This is a genomic window from Cedecea colo (assembly GCF_011808225.1).
Classification (GTDB): domain Bacteria; phylum Pseudomonadota; class Gammaproteobacteria; order Enterobacterales; family Enterobacteriaceae; genus Dryocola; species Dryocola colo.
In genome coordinates this window covers 648773-669503 of record NZ_SOYS01000001.1, presented here as the reverse complement: position 1 = coordinate 669503, position 20731 = coordinate 648773, and the positions used below count along the sequence as shown (strand labels likewise).

The 20731-nt window shown below is 55.3% G+C and carries 14 protein-coding genes; 10 read left to right on the top strand and 4 right to left on the bottom strand.

Annotation, left to right across the window (positions count from 1 at the left end):
* Positions 1-10 precede the first annotated feature (10 nt).
* From E2L00_RS03030 to E2L00_RS03010, 5 genes are all read left to right on the top strand, one after another.
* Positions 11-1609: an ABC transporter substrate-binding protein gene (locus E2L00_RS03030; RefSeq protein WP_167606786.1), complete on the top strand. Its 1599-nt coding sequence runs from the start codon at positions 11-13 to the stop codon at positions 1607-1609.
* Between the two features lie 81 nt (positions 1610-1690).
* On the top strand, positions 1691-1924 hold the full coding sequence (locus tag E2L00_RS03025; protein WP_167606783.1) for a DUF2526 family protein: 234 nt from the start codon (positions 1691-1693) through the stop codon (positions 1922-1924).
* A gap of 15 nt (positions 1925-1939) precedes the next feature.
* Positions 1940-2029 carry an NAD(P)-binding domain-containing protein gene (locus E2L00_RS21910; RefSeq protein ID WP_167606780.1) on the top strand — a complete coding sequence of 30 codons (90 nt, stop codon included), beginning with the start codon at positions 1940-1942 and terminating at the stop codon, positions 2027-2029.
* A gap of 361 nt (positions 2030-2390) precedes the next feature.
* On the top strand, positions 2391-2621 hold the full coding sequence (gene vapB / locus E2L00_RS03015) for a type II toxin-antitoxin system VapB family antitoxin (RefSeq protein WP_167606777.1): 231 nt from the start codon (positions 2391-2393) through the stop codon (positions 2619-2621).
* Positions 2622-2644: 23 nt separating this feature from the next.
* Entirely contained in the window at positions 2645-3043 is a 399-nt protein-coding gene (locus E2L00_RS03010; protein WP_167606775.1) for a type II toxin-antitoxin system VapC family toxin, read from the top strand.
* A gap of 262 nt (positions 3044-3305) precedes the next feature.
* Here the strand turns inward: E2L00_RS03010 and E2L00_RS03005 are convergent, their stop codons facing one another.
* The 3 genes from E2L00_RS03005 to E2L00_RS02995 all read right to left on the bottom strand — a co-directional run bounded on the left by E2L00_RS03005 (position 3306) and on the right by E2L00_RS02995 (position 11478).
* Positions 3306-4952: an HNH endonuclease gene (locus E2L00_RS03005; protein WP_167606772.1), complete on the bottom strand. Its 1647-nt coding sequence runs from the start codon at positions 4950-4952 to the stop codon at positions 3306-3308.
* Between the two features lie 56 nt (positions 4953-5008).
* Positions 5009-7996: an MAC/perforin domain-containing protein gene (locus tag E2L00_RS03000; RefSeq protein ID WP_167606769.1), complete on the bottom strand. Its 2988-nt coding sequence runs from the start codon at positions 7994-7996 to the stop codon at positions 5009-5011.
* A gap of 71 nt (positions 7997-8067) precedes the next feature.
* Positions 8068-11478 carry an autotransporter domain-containing protein gene (locus tag E2L00_RS02995; RefSeq protein WP_338031882.1) on the bottom strand — a complete coding sequence of 1137 codons (3411 nt, stop codon included), beginning with the start codon at positions 11476-11478 and terminating at the stop codon, positions 8068-8070.
* A gap of 550 nt (positions 11479-12028) precedes the next feature.
* Here E2L00_RS02995 and E2L00_RS02990 point away from each other — a divergent pair.
* The gene (locus E2L00_RS02990) at positions 12029-12871 is read left to right on the top strand and encodes an NAD(P)-binding domain-containing protein (RefSeq protein WP_167607545.1); all 843 of its coding nucleotides are present in this window, start codon (positions 12029-12031) and stop codon (positions 12869-12871) included.
* A 25-nt stretch (positions 12872-12896) separates the two neighbouring features.
* On the opposite strand, the gene E2L00_RS02985 is transcribed toward E2L00_RS02990, so the two are convergent.
* A complete protein-coding gene (locus E2L00_RS02985) occupies positions 12897-13079 on the bottom strand; it encodes a hypothetical protein (protein ID WP_167606762.1) in 183 nt (60 codons plus the stop codon).
* A gap of 27 nt (positions 13080-13106) precedes the next feature.
* Between E2L00_RS02985 and atzF the strand changes: the two genes are divergently transcribed.
* The 4 genes from atzF (at position 13107) to urtA (ending at position 20611) form a co-directional block, all read left to right on the top strand.
* Positions 13107-14903, top strand: coding sequence for an allophanate hydrolase (atzF, locus tag E2L00_RS02980; protein ID WP_167606759.1), 1797 nt, complete (start codon positions 13107-13109; stop codon positions 14901-14903).
* 9 nt (positions 14904-14912) lie between these two features.
* A complete protein-coding gene (uca, locus tag E2L00_RS02975) occupies positions 14913-18533 on the top strand; it encodes an urea carboxylase (RefSeq protein WP_167606757.1) in 3621 nt (1206 codons plus the stop codon).
* 100 nt (positions 18534-18633) lie between these two features.
* The gene (locus E2L00_RS02970; protein ID WP_167606754.1) at positions 18634-19320 is read left to right on the top strand and encodes a GntR family transcriptional regulator; all 687 of its coding nucleotides are present in this window, start codon (positions 18634-18636) and stop codon (positions 19318-19320) included.
* Positions 19321-19339: 19 nt separating this feature from the next.
* A complete protein-coding gene (gene urtA, locus E2L00_RS02965) occupies positions 19340-20611 on the top strand; it encodes an urea ABC transporter substrate-binding protein (RefSeq protein WP_167606751.1) in 1272 nt (423 codons plus the stop codon).
* Positions 20612-20731 lie beyond the last annotated feature (120 nt).

The following is a 20731-nucleotide window of genomic DNA, read 5'->3' as shown; positions in this document are numbered from 1 at the left end:
AGGCAAAAATATGTCCACAGGGAAAACACTTCTCGGGCTGCTGCTTAGCACCCTGCTACCCGCAGGCGCTGCGACGGCGGCCGCCAGTAATACGATTGTTTACTGCTCCGAAGCCTCTCCGGAATCCTTCAACCCACAAATCGCCAGTTCTGGCCCAACGTTTGTTGCCAGCTCGCAAACGCTGTATAACCGCCTGGTCGATTTTAACAAAAGCGATAATATGCCGGTGCCGTCGCTGGCGACCGAGTGGAAAATCAGCCCGGACGGGAAAACCTACACCTTTACCCTGCGCAAGGGCGTGAAGTTCAACAGCAACAAATATTTCAAGCCAACGCGTGATTTCAACGCCGATGACGTTATCTTCTCCGTGATGCGCCAGAAAGACGCTAATCATCCGTATCACAAAGTGTCGCAGGCCAGCTACGAATACTTCAACGATGTCGGCCTCGACAAGCTGATAACCGACGTGAAAAAAATCGACGACTACCATGTCCAGTTTACGCTGAGCGAGCCGAATGCCGCGTTCCTCGCCGACTGGGGTATGGACTTCGCCTCGATTTTATCAGCGGAATACGCGGATGCGATGCTGAAAAAGGGCACGCCTGAACGGGTGGACACCCAGCCAATCGGCACCGGACCTTATGTGTTGCAGGAATATAAGGTGGATTCGCTGATCCGCTACGTGGCGAACCCAAATTACTGGAACGGTGAAGTGCCGACCAAACATCTGATCTTCTCGATCACGCCAAACGTGCAGACGCGTCTGGCAAAATTGCAGAAGAACGAATGCCAGATTATCCCTGCGCCAAGTCCGGTGCAGTTTGACGCAATTAAGGCTAACAAAGATCTCGCGCTGCATGCCATTGATGGCCTGAGCGTTGGCTATCTGGCATTTAACACCGCCAAAAAACCGTTTGATAACGTGCTGGTGCGCCAGGCGCTGAACTATGCGGTGGACAAAAAATCCATTATCAACGCCGTCTTTATGGGTTCCGGAACGGTAGCGAAATCACCGATTCCGCCGACCATGATGGGCTATAACAAAGATCTGAAGGATTATGCTTACGATCCTGAAAAAGCCAAAGCGCTGCTGAAACAGGCAGGCCTGGAAAAAGGTTTCGACACCGATTTGTGGTCCATGCCGGTACAGCGTCCGTACAACCCGAACTCGCGACGCATCGCCGAAATGATTCAGGCAGACTGGGCGAAAGTGGGCGTGAAAGCCAAAATTGTCACTTTCGAGTGGGGCGAATATCTCTCCGGGATGCGTAAAGGCGAGCACGCTTCAGCGCTGTTCGGCTGGATGTCTGATAACGGCGATCCGGATAACTTTGCGGATACCCTGTTAGGCTGCGGCAGCATCGAAAGCGGCTCTAACGTCTCCCGCTGGTGCGACAAGCGGTACGATGCGCTGACGCAGAAAGCGAAACTAACCAGCGATCCGGCCGCGCGCGCCAAACTTTACGAGCAGGCGCAGGAGATTTTCTACCAGCAGGCTCCATGGATCCCGCTGGCGAACGGCAAAACCTTCTATGCCACGCGCAGCAACGTAACGGGGTACAGCGTCAGCCTCAGCGGCAGCGACTTCTCAAAAGCTAAGCTGAACTAAAACCCGCTGGATGGCGCTGCGTTTATCTACCCTAATCCGGGGCCAGGTAAATGAAACGCCATCCACCAAAAGGAGAAACTCATGGCACATCTGGACGACGTCATCACTCGCGTAGACGCAACCATCAATAAAAACGTCATCGAATATATGAACGAACTGCTGATCGAACTGAGTGACGATGCGCAACTGAGCCGCGAAGATCGTTACACCCAGCAACAGCGCCTGCGTAACGCTATTGCGCACAAAGGCCAGCATCAAAGAGAAGAGGCGGAAGAACGCCGCCAGGCCCTGACTAAAGGCGGCACCATTTTGTAATAAACGGGAGTTAGTATGCGTATCGGATTTATCGGGCTGGGTGGCATGGGTCAGCCAATGGCCGAAAACCTGCTTAAAGGGGTCCGCTTGGAAAACGGAAAATAAACCACGCTAAGACTACTTTTTAGCCAAAGTGATTTTATTTGTCTCCCGAACGCCGGGGCTACGGCGTTTCTGTGTCCTAAACCGAGCGATTATGTACACCATGTCGGAAAGTAAGCAAAACCTTTAACGGACACTCAGATCGTTCCGTACATCCCTTACAGTCAGGGGCTCTCGCTCAATGGAACGAAATCAACCGTTAAGCTCAAGACGCTTAACGTAGGACAATTTCCTTTTTCCAAGCGGCTCCCAAGAAGAGAGAAAAAATAGGTTTTAAATATACATATGCATATGCTTAACATATGCTGATACTATATCCATGTGGGAAGCATTCCCCGGTACACACAGTATTTGAGGTAAAACCATGCGCACTGTATCTATTTTTAAAAACGGCAATAACCGCGCCATACGTCTGCCACGCGATCTGGATTTTGATGGCGTCAGTGAGCTTGAGATTATCCGGGAAGGCGACAGCATCATCCTGCGGCCGGTCCGGCCGGCTTGGGGCTCGTTTGCGGAACTGGAGAAAGCCGATGCGGATTTTATGGCAGAGCGTGAGGACGTTGTCAGCGACGAAGGAAGATTTGACCTGTGAAAAAGACCCGCGAACGAATTTACATGCTCGACACCTGCATCTGCTCGTTCATCATGCGTGAGCAGCCGGAGGCCGTGCTAAAGCGCCTGGAGCAGGAAGTGCTGCGCAGCCACCGCATTGTGGTGTCAGCCATTACCTATGCGGAAATGCGTTTCGGCGCCACCGGCCCGAAGGCCTCCCCGCGTCATATTGCGCTGGTTGACGCGTTTTGCGCCCGCCTCGATGCCATCCTGCCGTGGGATCGTGCCGCGGTGGACGCAACCACCAACATCAAAGTGGCACTGCGACAGGCCGGGACACCGATAGGCCCGAACGACACGGCGATCGCCGGTCATGCGATTGCGGCCGGCGCCATTCTGGTGACCAATAATACGCGGGAATTTGAGCGGGTTCCGGGGCTGGCGCTGGAAGACTGGGTATAATAATCCCAGGCATTAATTGCAGGATATTAAAAGAATGAATGAACTGAAAATTGATAATCCGGCTCAGCGGCTGCTGGACATTCTGTAAGAGGGTAAATCATATTCACCTAATGAGAACTGTCGCACGGTATGGGTCTTGCTTCTGCAGGCCCAGAAAAATAATGAGCAGCATCTTCTTTCCCGGCTTGCCCGGGTCACGCAGAAAATCTTCAGGGGGGTATTCCACTCGCTCAGCCAAATTTCTGATTCTGTCAGTCCCGAACTAATTTTTTAAATTCAGCTTAAACCTGTTAAAGTTTTTGTTAAAATCTTCCGGCAACCAGAACTCGCTTAATGATTTGGACAGAACACCTATTTTCTCAATGACGCCCGCTGTGTCAGCCTCGTCTGCTTGATTTTTAATGTGTTCTCGCAGGACGTAAGCCTGCATGCCTTTAGCTATCTCCAGCGGGGCGGAAGAATGGGTAAAACTCGGAATTATCAGATTTTCCAGCCCTGTTTTTCTTTCCGATGCCTGTCTGTATCTGATACGTCCATCGAGAAAATCCATGGTGAGTATCTTTTTACTTTTGTTATTATTGCATCCCTGACAGACTGCCAGCAGGTTCTGACTCAGATGGTAACCTTCATCTTTCAATTCAGCGTCTATATGGTCTATCTGGAAAGAACTCGCAGGGTAAAAACCCAGGCAATAAAGACAGCAATGAACCAGAAGGAATTTATCACGTTTAAACACCTGCTTTGATGAAATGAATTTTCGGAGATTTTTCCCTTTCAGATATGGAGCATCACCGCTTTCTTTTTTGAGGGTAAGCGGTTTTTCTGGGGTCACATCCGCAATATCTTTATTTTTTCTACCTCTTAAATCATAGTCATACATATATTCCTCGTCAGCGGCATCTTCATCTTTGTCGCCGCCTTCCTCAGCCAGGTTTACCAGGGGTAAAGATGCGTTCTCGGGTGGCATTGTGCCTGCATCAGCGTCTAGCACAACCTGTTCCTGGTTCATTATTTTTTGTTCTTTTGGCATATTCATCAGAATACGTTCAACCGTTTTAAGTACGGATGCGAGGCTGAGGCTGTCGAATTGCACCGGACCTAGATATTTTTGATGCGAAAGAATGGCAGAGTCCAAAGTTATACTTGTTAATTTATTCTTGCTTTCATTAACCAGATATTTTGTAAAGCGTAATATACTTTCGAATTCGACAGTGGCTTCCTTATCATCAATTTTATGATAGCCGTTTAAGGCGGAAGGTGGTGAAGTAGCCTGATTGACGCTTATTTTCTCTGAAAGCCAGATGACAGCATCATTCAGGTTTACTTCTTTTTCACCGATAAAAAATGACGTCCAGATTTTATCCCTCTTTAGAATCCCCCCCAGTGATTCGGGAGTGACTGCGATATTTTGCGGATCCCAGTAGAATCCTCTTATGCAATATATAGCTTGATAAGCGGGAAGTGTATTCAGAATATCCTCGACTATCTTCAGGGACTTTCTGAACATTACCGGATCAGCCCCGGCTGCTTCAAAATTATCTATAGCCTGATTGATTCTGACCGTGTCAAGCTTGTTACCCTTCGATGCGTTGCAGCTATTGCAGCAGAGACAAAAGTTTTCTGGATTATATATACCATTGTCCAGCAAAGTATCGATATCCATATTGATATTTTTCAGGAAAAGATAACGTGCATACGTTTTAAACGGAATAATGTGATCGACAGCGGCATGCTCGTAATTAATGTGCTTATTGCAGTACGGGCATGCCGGCGCCTCGCCTGTCTTTTCATAGAAGAAGGCAAGCTTTTCCAGTAACCCTTTTCTTTCATCAACAGAAAACCCTTTTTTTGGATTTTTGTCTTCATTGAATTCATTTATTTTAAACAGGTAATTCAGAAGCAAACGCATGGGTGTCCTCTTGACTGAAAAAGTCAGTGACAGCCCTGGGGCTGTCACTACGGAAACTATTTCTTCAGCAGCAGCTTTGGCGCAATGCGCGCCTCAGTCTCGTTATAATCAAGTCCAAGACCGACGATGGCAGACCCACTGCTCCTCATTATTTCTTTGCCTACCGACACATAGCCCGGCTTCCACAGTCTGAGGGTGCTGGTATCGGAGTGTGCACCGATCCAGTCGCTTTCTTTCCGCGATTTATATTCAAAGCAGAGGACGTTTTTCACGCCCGGGCGGATGGACAGGCGCAGCGAGTATATGGGCCAGTCGGGCAGGTAAACCATGGCGGTCTCAACGTACACCGGTGACAGGTCCTTAAACAGCTGATTATCGTTGTCGGGGGCGCCCAGGTGTTGAATATTTTCTTCCCCTCCGGCCGCCCTCTGCGTTTTTAACCGCATCTGTAAGGCCCAGCCCTCGCCAAACCCCAATCCTCCCACGTTAAACATTTTCCGATCTACAGCGTAGAGGCTGATTTCACGTATGTACCCGTTAATGACCAACTCCCTTGAGTCCACCGTGAACACTTCCTCTTTCCCTGCAAATGCCTGACCGGTCAGCATGTAATATCCCGCGTCACTGACGACCTGGTTTTCTGAAATTTCCTCTATTTCCCACGCGGTATGGGTATCAGGTTTCTGTTCGGAAAGGAACACGGGCTGGCTTTGGTCAAACGGAAGGCTCAGTGACATCATCTTGTCTGCAAGCGGCCCGCTCGCAGGCATCAGATGATGGTTGACATCATTTTTCCAGCGCTGGGTCAGCAACGCATCATATGTCGTGGCGGTAAGATAAGGGGACTCGGCAATATCCGTCGAAGACAGATAGATATCCTTTCCTGTTGCAGTTTTCAGACAGGAGATAATATTTCCCACTGCGTCTTTTTGCCACAGCTGATGCAGCTCACCTCTGTAGGGTTGCCCACAGACAGTATAACGTTTCCCGTCTATCAGCTCTTTCTGGTTTGCCCCCTCCAGAACTGATAGCGCCAGCATCTTGTCCCTACCTGTAAACCGGACCCTGCTTTCAGCGATAACCGGCGGCCTGGCGGCAGTGACCTCTTTTTCCGAGAACTCCTGCAGGGTCCACAGTTGCGTCAGATCCGACCCCGGCTTCTGTTTTGTCAGGATCAGTTTTTCACTGCTGTCTGCCGTCAGAACAAACCGGTTTTCAGTATCCGATAAAGCGGTATTGATAATCTCACCCGCTTCTGTGCATTGCCACTGCTGAAGGGGTGAGGAGCCTGCTTTTTTTACCAGGACTTCATAGCCTGAATCTTTCTTTAACGGGCCGGCGGTTAGGGCAAAAGCAATATCTTCTCGCCGGCCTGTCGCCCCGGGTTTTACCTTGAGGTAGCTGATGATTTGCCCTTCTGCTGTCAGATGCCACATCTGCACCTGACTGAGGGAAGGGTGAGACAGCAGGGCTGCATCCCCCTGCCGCGGGGGAGTCAGCCCCAGCGATACCGCGGCTGGCTTGGCAAGACTCTGAATACCAAAATAAATCTCCCGCGCTTTTGAACCCGCTCTTTTTGCATATTCTCCAAAGAATAAAAACGAGGCATCCTCTTCATTCAGCAGAGAACGTTTATCACTGGCGCGCGAAAATTTTTCAAGCACGCTCCATGCCTCATCTCTGAGCGCATCCGGCAGCAGGCTGACGGTGGGTACTAAATTTTCACGCTGAATGGCAGACCAGCGGCGATAATCCGCCAGAGAATCCGCCCACAGGCTGGCATTCTGAACCGTAGAGCCCTCCCCTCCGACCGCCTGAAAAATAATGCGCTGAGCTTCCATTGCCGTTTCATCTGAGGCGGACATCTGGGCAGACTTTTCATATTTGAAACCCGCGTCGCCGCTGGCAACCGGGTGAGAGAAACTGGCTTTGACAGCTACCGCAAAACGCTCGGTCAGGTCGGTGGTCTGTTCTTCCGTCGTAAGCTGCTTCTCCTCGGTCGCATACAGGCGCCCCCCCACCCGGGTATTTACCGGCACAAAATGACCGAACGTATCGAGAACCTTTTTCAGCCGTCTGAACCGAGCTTCCAACGCCTCGTCGGCCTTCCGATCCATCAGGTCTGCGTCTGTTCCTGTCAGCACCTCGTCTTTGGCCGACTCCGATGAGTCTGGAACAGACATTCTCAGGGCGGCCCGGCAGGCCCTGATAAATGCGTGGCTGGCACACACTTCTGAATCATCGAAGGATAATTCGATCATGGGCAGATAAAAACTGGCCGTCGTGTACTGCGTCCTGTTTATTCCCCCGCTGGTGACACGACTCTGGCTCGCCGATCCGTACTCGGATCCAACCGCAGCGCTTTTAATCGCACCCATCGCGACATTCAGCGATAAGCTGAGATTGGTCACCCCGTTTTTCTGCATCTGATGGACGGATTCATTGCTGGTATGGTTATTTTCAAAATAACCTGAGAGGTTAGGTCGGCGGTAAAACAGCGTGGCGGGAACGCTCTCACGGTCCTCATCAGCCACGGGCGACAGATCGTCAGGACGCTTCAGGACTTCGCGAAACCCGGACTCCACGGTATTCGCCGAGTTCTGGTCAATGACCACCCCCCGGTAAAACCCGATACGATCCAGCAGGTCATTTCGCTGCGCGGTATTCAGGTCGTAAAAATCGTGCAGGGGGTTCAGGGTCACGCCCGTTGCATTCATCAGGGCAATGGCATCCCGGCTGGAGAAATTTCTGTCTCGTGAGGCCAGCTCCTTCATTTCCTCAAACAGTTTCGTACTCAGATCTGGCGTACTGACCCGGACAGCATTCAGTAGCGCGGATCGCCTGTCGGCAGTCTCTCTTTCGTCAGCCTTTTTGCGTTCTTCCGCGTCTCTCTCCGCTTTACTGAGCCTTATCATCTCATCACTGTTTTGTAATCTGGCCAGCCTCTCCTCTGGAGTTCTGCCATTACTGTCTTTATGCGGAATATAAGCGGTAATATCTGGCTTACGGTTTTCTCCGTCATTGCTGTCTTTTTCCGGCACCATCTTACTGAACTCCCTCTGGAAGTGATGAAATTGCGTGATGCAGGACCGGTGGGAGCCTGCTTGTCCGGTCGTCACAAACCGATATTGACCCGGATCATCACCATCTGTTCGCGGGTACGCCGGGCGTCCAGCCCCAGCGTGCCCTGATAGGCAATGCCCGGTGTGATGTTGTACGGCAGAAGAAAATCAATGCCGGTGCCGACCGTCATCGCCTGCCGGCTCGCCTCCGTCAGCGCCACGCGCCAGGTGTCGTCAGCGGTATCCGCATAACCGACCCGCGCGGTGCCGGTGTCGCTGAGCGTCTGCGCATACTCAATGCGCCCCTGCAGGCGCAAAACGCCCCAGCGGGCCGGCACAGTGCGTTCGCCACGCAGTCCGGCGGACGTCACGACCTGCGCAACCGCCTGTGGTGCGTAGGCAAGACTGTACGCACCGGCTCCCGACTCGCTGAATCCCGCCAGCCACGTGCGGGTGTACTGCAGACGGCCGTAGGGTGAAACCAGGCTGTCGGGCGCACGAAATTCATAACCCGAGGTCAGCGACGTAAAGACCTGACGCCCCGATCGGGAACCGCGGGCCACAGCGTCGGAATCGGTTACTGCACGTCGGCTGTCAAAGTTCAGCGAGCCGTGTCCCAGCAAACCGTCTACAAAGAAGGAACCCGGGTGATAGCTGCCGTAAAGGGCGGCGCTGAGCGCGCGCCCGTTCGTGCGGGTGCCGTTGTCACCAATGTCGCTGACGTCGCGGCCGAAGCCAATGCCCGCTCCGCCGGTAAAGGTTCCGGTAAAGCGGAAGTCGGCCCCGGTGGTGACGCCCACGGTGGTGTGACTGAAGCGCACCCCGTCCGCCTTGTCGCCGCCAAAATCAACATAGCCCCCGGTCCAGTACGACAGCCGTCGCGCCTGCTGTCCGGCGGCGAAAGGCAGTTCGGGAGCGTCAGGCCGGCCCTGTAGGTCATTCAGGCCCGATTTTTTCTGCTGCCAGGCCGTTGTCCACATATTCCGATCAGCGTCGCGCTCAGGCCCGGAGGAAGGCATGGAAAAGTGGACGCCGGTCATGTCAGAAGGCAGGTCATCCCCGCGATGCAGCTGCTCCAGGCGGTCGCTGAAGTTACGCAGCTGCGCGCGGGAAAAATTCTGTGCGGCCTGATACTGCGCGCTCACCAGTCCGATGACGTCAGCATCCTTCGAAGGGTCGGGGCGCGCGGTAATAGTCAGGGTTACCCGGGCCGGTGACGTTGAGCCGGCGGCGCTGGTCAGAACATATCGGAGCGTGAGGGTTCCGCTGGCCTGCGCGGCGGCGGTGAACAGCAGCTGATAGTCGGCACCGGAAGCCTGGACTGCTGCCTTACCCAGACTGCTGTCCGGCTGCTCCTGCAGCCGGGCGCCGGTGAACGGACCGCCGGTCGCCCCGCCGGTCAGGCTGACAGTGACCGACTGCCCGGCGGCAACCGTGGCGGCGTGGTCAGCCGCGGACGGTGCCTCCGCGCCAGTTTCCAGCGAATATGCCGCCTGCAGAGCTTTGCCGGTGGCATCGGTCACCAGAACGCTGAATGTACTTCTTCCGCTGACCAGAGGGGTTCCCGAAAGCTCGCCGTCGGTAAAAGTCAGTCCACGCGGCAGGGCGCCGCTCAGCTGCCAGCGATAGGGCGCGGTGCCGCCCGTGACGCTGAGGGCCTGAGAGTATGCCTGCCCGGCTTTCCCCTCAGGCAGGGCGCCGCCCGCGGGCTGGAGCTGCAGAGCGGCAGGTGCGGCGGCGCTGACGGCCAGCGAGTAGCTGGCCGTGCCGCTGCTGCCCTGGCTGTCAGCGGCGGTGACCTGGAAGCTGTAACTGCCCGCCGCAGACGGCGTTCCGGCCAGCACACCCGTTGCCGTGTTCAGCGTGAGACCGGCGGGCAGGGTGGTGGCACTGAATGTATAGGGTGCGCTGCCGCCCGAGGCTCCCAGCGTCTGGCTCCAGCTACTGCCCGCCGTGGCCGCAGGCAGTGCGCCACTGCCGGGTGACAGCGTCAGCAGCACCGGCGTCACGGTAAGCGACACGCGGGCGCTGGCGGAGGTGCCGCTACCGTTGGTGGCAGTATAAGTAAAACCGTCGCTGCCCGCATAACCAGTGGCCGGGGTGTAGGACACCGTCACACCCGAGACGGCCAGGCTGCCGTGAGCCGGCGGGCTCACGATGCTGACCGAGCTGGCCGTCCCGCCGGAGAGACTGAGCGTGACTGGATTGTTGCTGCTGTTGGCAACCACGGTAGCAGTGCTGTCGCTGGCCACCGGCGAGGCGGCGCTCACGACCAGCGTATAGCTGGCGCTGCCGGTAGCACCGTTAGCATCCGTTGCGGTTACCTGGAAGCTGTAGCTGCCTGCGGCAGAGGGTGTTCCGGACAGCGTGCCAGTAGTTGCGTCGAGGGTTATCCCGGCGGGCAGTGCGGTGACGGACCAGGTCCAGGGCGAGGTGCCGCCGGAGACCGTCAGACTCTGTGACCAGGCGCTCCCCACGGTGGCAGCGGTGAGTGCGCCTGATGCCGGAGTAATCGCCAGAACCGGAGGAGTGACGGTCAGAGACACGGTGGCATCGGCAGAGGTGCCTCCGCTGTTAGACGCATTCCAGATAAAACTGTCGCTGCCGGAATAACCGGCCGCGGGCGTATAAATAACCGTGGTTCCACTGATCACGGCGCTGCCGTGAGCCGGAGTGGAGACAAGCGTCACTGACGTTGCCGCTCCGCCACTCAGGGAGAGCGAAATGACGTTGTTCGTACTGTTAGCGGCAACGGTGGCGGTGCTGCCTGACGAAACCGGGACGGCTTCCGCACGGGTGACGCTGAGCGTATACGCCCGGGTCGTACCGTCCTGCGCCGTGACGACGACGGAAATACTGGTCGTGCTGCCGGATGCCAGGCTGACGGTCTGGGACGCCGAGCCGGATGTCACGGCGGTGCCGTCCACGGTGACGGTGGCGTGGCTCTCAGTGACAACGGGCGTTACCGTGACGGATGAAACGCTGCTGGCGACAGAGGCGCTGTAACTGCTGGTTGAGGCGCTGAACGACGGTGAGAGCGTGCCTGACGAAAGCGAGAGGCCGGAAAGGGTGGCATCGCCGGAGGCCACCGATGCGCTGGTGCAGTTGAACACCAGATTGCTAATCTGGCCGTTCGACGTCTTGGCCCGCAGGGCGACGCCGTTAGCCTCCAGGCTGCCTGACGGTACGGTGATGGTGACCGTCTGAGCGTTGCTACTGGTGGCGTCGTCGGCGGCATTATAGGTCTGGAAACTGCTGAGGTTGTAACGCGCGATGCTTACGCTGTCGGCGATCGACGCGTTCCCGCCGTATGCCGCACCGCTGTCGGTAAAACTCAGTGTCAGGGCATCACCGGCCGCAAAGTCAGACGCCGGGTAGCTGTTTGGGCTGAAGGAAAGGCTGGAAGATCCCGACAGGGCATTTACTGCGGCGCAGCCACTGGACAGGGCGAAGGCGGCTGGCACAGAGCAAAATATTACAAAAGCAGTCGTCAGGCCGACAGTTATCCGCCCGAAAAAATTGGCACAGCCCATGGTTCACCCGGAAGCATTTTGCTAGATTGTTTTAAGATTTATCCTATTGGGTAAATTATCATGAGATATTTCTTTCACAAATACTGCCTGATGAAAGTAAGCGTTTACGCCCCATTCCTGCGCATGAACAGTTAAATCCCCTTAATTTTACGCATGTAAAAGCGATAAATTCTGTTAAAGATAAAGGTTTTCGACTTAAACAACTGTGATCGATGCATGGCCTGAACACGTATATCGAAGGTTATCAGGCCGGGCACCGGCTGGATGAATTAAAAATTCACTACATATTTTCGGCAGTTTATTAACACACGAAAATACTAACCCTCCCCAGGAAATAAACCGATGAATAAAGATGATTTCCGGCGGTCAGCCGGCCTATCTGCACAGCTTACGGAGAAATGGTTTGAACCCTTGCAGGCCGCGATAATCGGCATGAGTGCAACAACATAAGCCTGCTTAAAAAACAGGCTTAACGTGGGATATTTTCCGTTTTCCAAGCGGACCCCTTAAAGCAGGTTATGCAGTCGCGGTGTGGAACCGTTCCGCAGCGCCAGCCGAAGCCCTGAAAGCGCAGGGCGCACGCGTTTGCGCATCTCCGGCAGACTTTACCGATTGCGAAGTGCTTATTTCCATGCTGGCCGACGATGATATCAGCCGCGACGTGGTTATCGGGCAGGGCGCGCTTGCCGCACTACCGCAGGGCGCTGTCTGGATCAATATGGCGACGGTTTCGGTGGCTTTTACCGAAGAGATGGCGGCTAAAACCAGCGCCCGCAGTTGCCGCTACGTGTCGGCGCCGGTGCTGGGACGCGTTGACGTTGCCGCCGCCGGAAACCTGAATATTCTCACCGCAGGCAACAGCGAGCTGCTGGATGAAGTGCAGCCGATTTTTGCCGTGCTGGGCAGTAAAACCTGGCGTTTTGGCGATAAGCCTGAGCAGGCCGCAGCCGTTAAGCTTGCCGCAAATTTCATGCTGGCGAGCGCCATTGAAGCAATGGGGGAATCGGCGGCGCTGGTCGGGGCTTATGACGTAACCCCTGCTGATTTCCTCGGCATGTTAACCAGCACGCTGTTTGCCGCACCTGCCTATAAAAACTACGGCGCGATGATTGTGGAAAATCGTTATACCCCGGCCGGGTTTACCATGAAGCTGGGGCTGAAAGATGTGCGTCTGGCCCAGCAGGCGGCGGAAAGTAAACATGTGCCGATGGGGATTGCGGGCGTATTACGCGATAATTATCTTGATGCGCTGGCGCACGGCGATGAACATCTCGACTGGGCAGCGTTAGCCACGGTGTCCGCCCGCCGCAGCGGTAAGGCTTAAATAAATCCCGTCAGCAATGGCGGGATTATTTTATTGGCCGGGCAGATAACTCTGCGCCATTCGTTAATTGCACCATCACAGAAATATAATCAAATATTACGCGCCATAACGGTGCAAATATACCATAAGGAAAACAAATATCTATTTTAACAGCTTGATAATAAAACACATTAAATAACTGGCATTGTAATTGCTTTATTGATTCCATCTTGTATACCAGATGGGATGCCAGTTTATGCCAGTATCAACTTTGTCCGAGTGGGTTTTAAACTATCGTCAGCAGCCGCAACGGCTTGTGGCTGCCTATCAGCAGCTGGAAGCTAATTTATCCCACGAAGATAACGCCTGGATATATATTGCGAATAATGATGAAATTCTCTCACAATTAAATACCGTTCTTCATGCAATCGAATCTGGCGAAAAACAAGTCAGCGATTTTCCGTTATTAGGCGTGCCTTTTGCGGTAAAAGATAATATTGATGTGGCAGGCATGCCGACCAGCGCCGCCTGTCCCGCCTTTACCTTCATGCCAGAACACGACGCTACCGTTGTCGCTCGTTTAAAAGCCGCAGGCGCGGTGGTGATTGGAAAGACAAACCTTGACCAGTTTGCTACCGGGCTGGTGGGCACCCGTTCTCCGTTTGGGGCGGTAAAAAATGCGTTTAATCCGCATTACGTCAGCGGCGGTTCCAGCTCCGGCTCGGCGTCTGTGGTAGCGCGTGGTCTGGTCTGTTTTGCTCTGGGTACCGATACGGCAGGCTCCGGCCGGGTGCCTGCCGGATTTAACAATATTATCGGCCTGAAACCAACGAAGGGCTGGTTTTCCACCAAAGGCGTGGTGCCAGCCTGTCGGCTGAATGACTGTGTTTCCGTGTTCGCCTTAACCGTTGCCGATGCGCAGGCCGTGGCAGAGGCGGCGGGCGGTTACGATCCGCAAGATCCTTACTCTCGTCAGAATCCAAAAACTGCTCCCGCACGCTTTAGCGAAAAACCGCGTTTTGCGATCCCAAACAAACTGGAATTTTTTGCTGATAGCCAGAGCGAAGCCGCATTTGCCAGCACGCTGGCACGCCTGGAACAGCAGGGCGCTGAACTGATAGCGATTGATTTCTCTGCGTTTAATCAACTGGCAGAACAACTTTACTACGGCGCATGGGTAGCCGAACGCACCGTAGCCGTGGGTGAAATCTTCAAAAATCAGCCTGAAGCGATGGACCCAACGGTGCGCAGCATTGTGGCAAGTGGCCTGCATTACACGGCCTGCGATGCCTGGCAGGCGGAATATACGCGTGCCGAACTGGCGCAGAAGATTAACGCGCAGCTTGCTGAGTTCGATGCGCTGGTGGTGCCGACATCCCCGACCATTCATACCATCGCAGAAATGGCGCAGGAGCCGGTGCGGTTTAACTCGCAGTTTGGCACCTACACTAACTTCACCAATCTTGCCGATCTTTGTGCTCTGGCGCTGCCGGGCGATTTTCGCGATGACGGCTTGCCGGCGGGTATCACGCTGATTGCCCCGGCCTGGCACGACCAGGCTCTGAGCCGCTTCGGTATGGCCTGGCAGGCTGCTGTCAATCTGCCGTTAGGCGCAACGAACAAATTACTCCCCGCATCTGGTGCAGAAAAACTCTCGTCAAATCATGTGCGTGTCGCCGTGGTCGGCGCGCATCTGCGTGGCATGCCGCTTAACTACCAGCTCACCACGCGAAACGCGGTCTTTATCGAAGAATCACGTACTGCTGCCTGCTACCGGCTGTATGCGCTGGCGGATACGCAGCCTGCCAAGCCAGGTCTTGCCAGAAGCCATCAGGGACAGCCGATAGCCGTTGAGCTCTGGGATATTCCGCTGGCGCGCTTTGGCGAATTTGTCGCTGAAGTTCCGGCTCCCCTTGGGATTGGCACGCTGTCGCTCGAGGACGGTAAAAGCGTGAAAGGGTTTATTTGTGAAGCGTCAGCGCTTGCTGACGCGACGGACATTACCGCGTGGGGCGGCTGGAAAGCCTGGCTTGCCCGTCACCACAGCGCCTGAGGAGAGAATATGTTTAGCTCAGTGTTAATTGCCAACCGCGGCGAGATTGCCGTTCGCACGATCAAAACCCTTAAGAAAATGGGTATCACCAGCGTGGCGGTCTATTCCGATCCCGACGCCAATGCACAGCACGTAAAAGACGCAGATATCGCCATTGCGCTGGGCGGCGAAAAAGCGGTGGACAGCTATCTGGATATCGCAAAGATTCTGGCCGCTGCAAAAGAGAGCGGCGCGCAGGCGATTTTTCCCGGCTACGGTTTTCTTTCCGAACGCGCTGAATTTGCCCAGGCTTGCGAAGACACAGGCATCTTTTTCATCGGCCCTACCGCCGATCAGATCCGTGATTTCGGCCTTAAACACCGCGCACGCGAACTGGCGTTTAAGGCCGACGTGCCGATGACGCCGGGCACCGGTTTGTTGCTCACCTTGCAGGAAGCGCAGCTTGCCGCCGCTGAAATTGGTTATCCGGTGATGCTGAAAACCACCGCAGGCGGAGGGGGAATAGGGCTTACGCGCTGTGATGATGAAAGCTCGCTGCTTGACGCATGGTCAAGCGTAAAACGCATGGGACAGCAGTTTTTCAGCGACGATGGCGTGTTTATCGAACGTTTTGTTGACCGCGCCCGCCATCTCGAAGTGCAGATCTTTGGCGACGGTAAAGGTAAGGTGGTGGCGCTGGGCGAACGGGATTGCTCTTTGCAGCGCCGCAATCAAAAAGTCGTTGAGGAAACGCCTGCGCCAAACCTGCCGCAGTCCACGCGCAAAGCGATACACGCAGCCGCGGTTGCCCTTGGCGAATCGGTCAATTACCGCAGCGCTGGCACCGTGGAATTCATCTACGATGCCGCTCGTGACGCGTTCTATTTCCTCGAAGTGAATACCCGTTTGCAGGTGGAACACCCGGTTACGGAAATGGTCACCGGGCTTGACCTGATTGAATGCATGCTGAAGGTCGCCGCAGGCGTGCCGCTCGACTGGCAACGGCTTACGCAACCGCCAAAAGGCGCAGCCATCGAAGTGCGAATCTATGCCGAAGATGCGCTGAAAAACTTCCAGCCATGTCCGGGCGTGCTGACCGATGTCGCTTTCCCGGACGATGTGCGCGTGGACGGCTGGGTCAGTACCGGTAGCGAAGTGAGCGCATTTTACGATCCGATGATCGCCAAAGCGATCGTTTATGGCGACGATCGTCAGCAGGCGTTAAGTAAACTGAACGCCGCGCTTGCAGCCACGCGTTTGCACGGCATCGCCACCAACCTCGATTACCTGCGTCAGATTGTGCAACTGGCTGAATTTAAAGCAGGCGTGATGTGGACGCGCCTGCTGGACAGCGTCGTGTATCAGGCTCACGCCGTCGAAGTGCTGGAGCCGGGCACGTGGAGCAGCGTGCAGGACAGCCCGGGCCGTCTCGGTTACTGGGATATAGGCGTACCGCCGTCCGGGCCGATGGACGATTACGCTTTCCGCCTGGCGAACCGCATTGTCGGCAACCATCCTTCTGCCGCCGGCCTGGAGTTCACGCTTCAGGGGCCGACACTACGTTTTCACAGCGCGGCAACGATTTCGCTGACGGGCGCGCCGTGTCCGGCAACCCTCGACGATGCGGAGGTTCCTTACTGGCAACCGATTATTGTTAAAGCAGGCCAGACGCTGAAACTTGGCCGCGCGACTTCCGGATGCCGCACCTATCTCGCCGTGCGCAACGGTTTTGACGTGCCGGTTTATCTCGGCAGCCGTTCCACTTTTGCGCTGGGACAGTTTGGCGGGCACGCCGGACGCACCTTACGAGTTGCAGACGTGCTGGCAATATCCCAGCCTTGTTTACCCGCCTGCACCACGCCTGCGCCGATTTCGCTGCCGCAGATGCCGGAGCCTGCGGTTATTCCGCAATATGGCGATCTGTGGGAAATTGGCGTGCTGTACGGGCCTCACGGCGCGCCTGATTTCTTCACTCCGGAATCTATGCAGGCCTTCTTTGACGCTGAATGGCAGGTTCACTACAACTCGAACCGCCTCGGCGTGCGCCTGGTCGGCCCGAAACCGGAATGGACGCGTGCTGACGGCGGTGAAGCCGGGCTGCATCCTTCCAACGTTCACGATTGCGAATACGCCATCGGCGCGGTGAATTTCACCGGCGATTTCCCGGTTATTCTGACGCGTGACGGCCCAAGCCTGGGCGGATTTGTCTGCCCGGTCACCATCGCAAAAGCAGAGCTGTGGAAAGTCGGGCAGGTGAAGCCTGGCGATCGCATCCGCTTCCACGCGATCGCTTTCGAACACGCGCAGTCGCTGGAGATAGCCCAGCACGTGGCCGTGAACAATCTATTGCACGTAGCTACCTTGCCTGATTTGCATCCTTCGATAACGCCAGCCACAACGTCCAGCGCGGCCATTCTGGCGGAGCTTGCCTGCGAAAGTGATTTGCCAGCGGTGGTTTATCGCCAGGCGGGCGATAACTACGTGCTGATCGAGTACGGCGATAACGTGCTGGATCTGGCGTTGCGCCTGCGCGTTCATCTGCTGATGAAAGCCATCAGACAAAGCAATGTGAACGGCATAGCAGAACTTTCTCCCGGCGTGCGCTCGCTTCAGGTGCGCTACGACAGCCAGCATATTTCCCAGTCTCAGCTTCTCACGCTGTTGCTGAGCCTTGAGAAACAGCTTGGCGATGTGACGAAGCTGAAAATTCCGTCGCGCATTGTGCACTTGCCGATGGCTTTTGAAGACAGCGCTACGCTTGCGGCGGTGGAACGTTACAAAGAAACCGTGTGCGCCGACGCGCCGTGGCTGCCGAATAACGTCGATTTTATCCAGCGCACCAACGGACTGGCGCACCGTGACGAAGTGAAGAAGATAATCTTCGATGCCAGCTATCTGGTGCTGGGCCTGGGCGATGTTTACCTCGGCGCGCCTTGCGCGGTGCCGCTCGATCCACGCCACCGTTTACTCAGTTCGAAATACAATCCGGCGCGTACCTGGACTGCCGAAGGCACCGTTGGGATCGGCGGCATGTATATGTGCATCTACGGCATGGATTCCCCCGGCGGTTATCAACTGGTCGGACGCACGCTGCCTATCTGGAACAAGTTCCTGAAAAATGAACAGTTCAGCGATGAGCCATGGCTGCTGAAATTCTTCGACCAGGTGCGTTTCTATCCGGTTACAGAAGACGAACTGGCTACCTTCCGCACGGCATTTCGTGAAGGACACGCGCAGGTGCGCGTCGAAGAAGTGGAGTTTGATTTCGCCGCCTACAACGCATTTCTTACGCAGAACGCTGACGACATCGCCGGTTTCCGCGAACGCCAAAAAAACGCCTTTAACAGCGAAGTCGCCCACTGGAAAGAGCAGGAAAGCGTGGCAGTTGAAAGTGACATGCTCGCAGAGCAGGAAGCTTGTGCAGATCGGGAAGGACGGCTGGTGAGCGCGGATCTGAACGGCAATATCTGGAAGATCCTCGTCGAAGCGGGCCAGACGGTGAAGCAGGGTGAACCGCTGATCGTAGTGGAAGCGATGAAAATGGAGCTGATGGTTTCCGCACCCTGTGACGGCACCGTTATCCGCATCAGCTGCCAGCAGGGACGTCCGGTTGGGCCCGGAGATGCGCTGCTTTGGCTGGACGCGGTGTGAATATTGGCCTGAAGGCGGATCGCGCCTGGCTTATCCACCCTGTATGTAAATTCAGCGTTCTGTAGGGCGAATAAGCGCGGCGCCGTCCGCGCGGGAAAAAATGAAAACTACTAAAAAGCCAGAAGGCATAGCCGAGCGTGTATACCGGCTTCTGAAACAGGAAATCTTCGATTTCCAGCTATTACCCGGCGACCGCTTCAGCGAAAACGACGTTGCGGTACGTATGGCCGCCAGCCGCACGCCGGTTCGCCAGGCGCTGTACGCGCTGGAACAGGAAGGTTATGTCGAGGTGCAGCCCCGCAGCGGCTGGCAGATTAAAGCGGTGGATTTTGACTATCTCGAATCGCTTTACGATTTACGCATTGTGCTTGAGCTGGAGGCGGTGAAACGGCTGTGCGCGCTGCCGCAGGAAGTATGGCCGTTGCCGTTACAGATGCTGAAACAGTTGTGGATTGATTCGCCGCAGCTCCCGGACGGTACGGACGTGGCGAACCATGACGAGGCGTTTCATACAACGCTGGTTGAGGCGGCAGGAAACCCGGAAATGGCGCGGGTGCACCGGGATATCACCGAAAAAATACGTATTGTGCGGCGGCTGGATTTTACCCAGCGGCCACGCGTGAGCGCCACCTATCACGAGCATGGGCAGATCCTGCTCGCCATTTTGAACCGACAGCTTCAGGAGGCGCAATCCCGTCTACATGACCATATAGCCGTAAGTCAGAAAGAGGTTCGTTTGATAACGCTTCATATGCTCCACCTTGCACGAAACACACAGCGTCTTTAACTTTTCAGGAGTAACAATTATGCAACGTCGCACCTTTATTAAAGCTTTTGCGCTTTCCGCGTCGGTTATCAGCATGGGGTTGGCTTTTAGCGCGCAGGCTGCCGATACCATCAAAGTGGGCATTATGCATTCGCTCTCCGGCACGATGGCTATTTCTGAAACGCCGCTTAAAGACGTGGCGCTGATGACCATTGCCGATATCAACGCCAAAGGCGGCGTGCTGGGGAAACAGCTCGAACCGGTCGTTGTCGATCCGGCGTCAAACTGGCCGCTTTTTGCTGAGAAAGCGCGTCAGCTACTGAGCCAGGATAAGGCGGCGGTGGTGTTTGGCTGCTGGACATCCGTATCGCGTAAATCCGTGCTGCCGGTGTTTGAAGAGCTGAACGGACTGCTGTTCTATCCGGTGCAGTATGAAGGCGAAGAGATGTCGCCAAACGTATTTTACACCGGCGCTGCGCCAAACCAGCAGGCGATCCCTGCGGTGGAATACCTGATGAGCGAGGATGGCGGGGCGGCGAAACGCTATTTCCTGCTGGGGACCGACTACGTTTATCCGCGCACCACGAACAAGATCCTGCGCGCTTTCCTGCATTCCAAAGGCGTACAGGATAAAGATATTCAGGAGGTCTATACCCCGTTTGGCTACAGCGATTACCAGACCATCGTTTCCAACATCAAGAAATTCTCCGCCGGTGGTAAAACCGCGGTGATCTCCACCATCAACGGCGATTCCAACGTGCCGTTCTATAAAGAGCTGGCAAACCAGGGCCTGAAGGCAACTGATGTGCCGGTGGTGGCGTTCTCCGTAGGTGAAGAAGAGCTGCGCGGCATCGACACCAAACCGCTGGTTGGCAATCTGGCTGCCTGGAACTACTTCGAGTCCGTGGATAACCCAACCAACAAGCAGTTCGTTGCGGAATGGAAGGCTTACGCCAAAGCGCACAAGCTGCCGAACGCCGACACGGTGGTGACTAACGATCCGATGGAGGCCACCTACGTTGGTATCCATATGTGGGCGCAGGCCGTTGAAAAAGCGGGCACCACCGACGTGGATAAAGTACGGGCGGCCATGGCAGGACAAACCTTTAAAGCACCTTCTGGCTTCACGCTGACCATGGATGCCACCAACCACCATCTGCACAAGCCGGTAATGATTGGCGAGATCGAGGGCAACGGCCAGTTCAACGTGGTGTGGCAGACCGAAGGTCCGGTTCGTGCCCAGCCGTGGAGCCCGTTTATTGCCGGGAACGATAAGAAATCTGCCGAGCCGGTGAAGACGGCCAGCAACTAGTTTCATATTTTCACCCCGGCCCTCTCCCTGGAAGGAAGAAGGGGAAACGGTATCTAAATTTCTCTCCCCGGTGGGGGAAACTGGTGCCCGATCTTTCCTTCTCTCCTTTGGGGAGAGCGT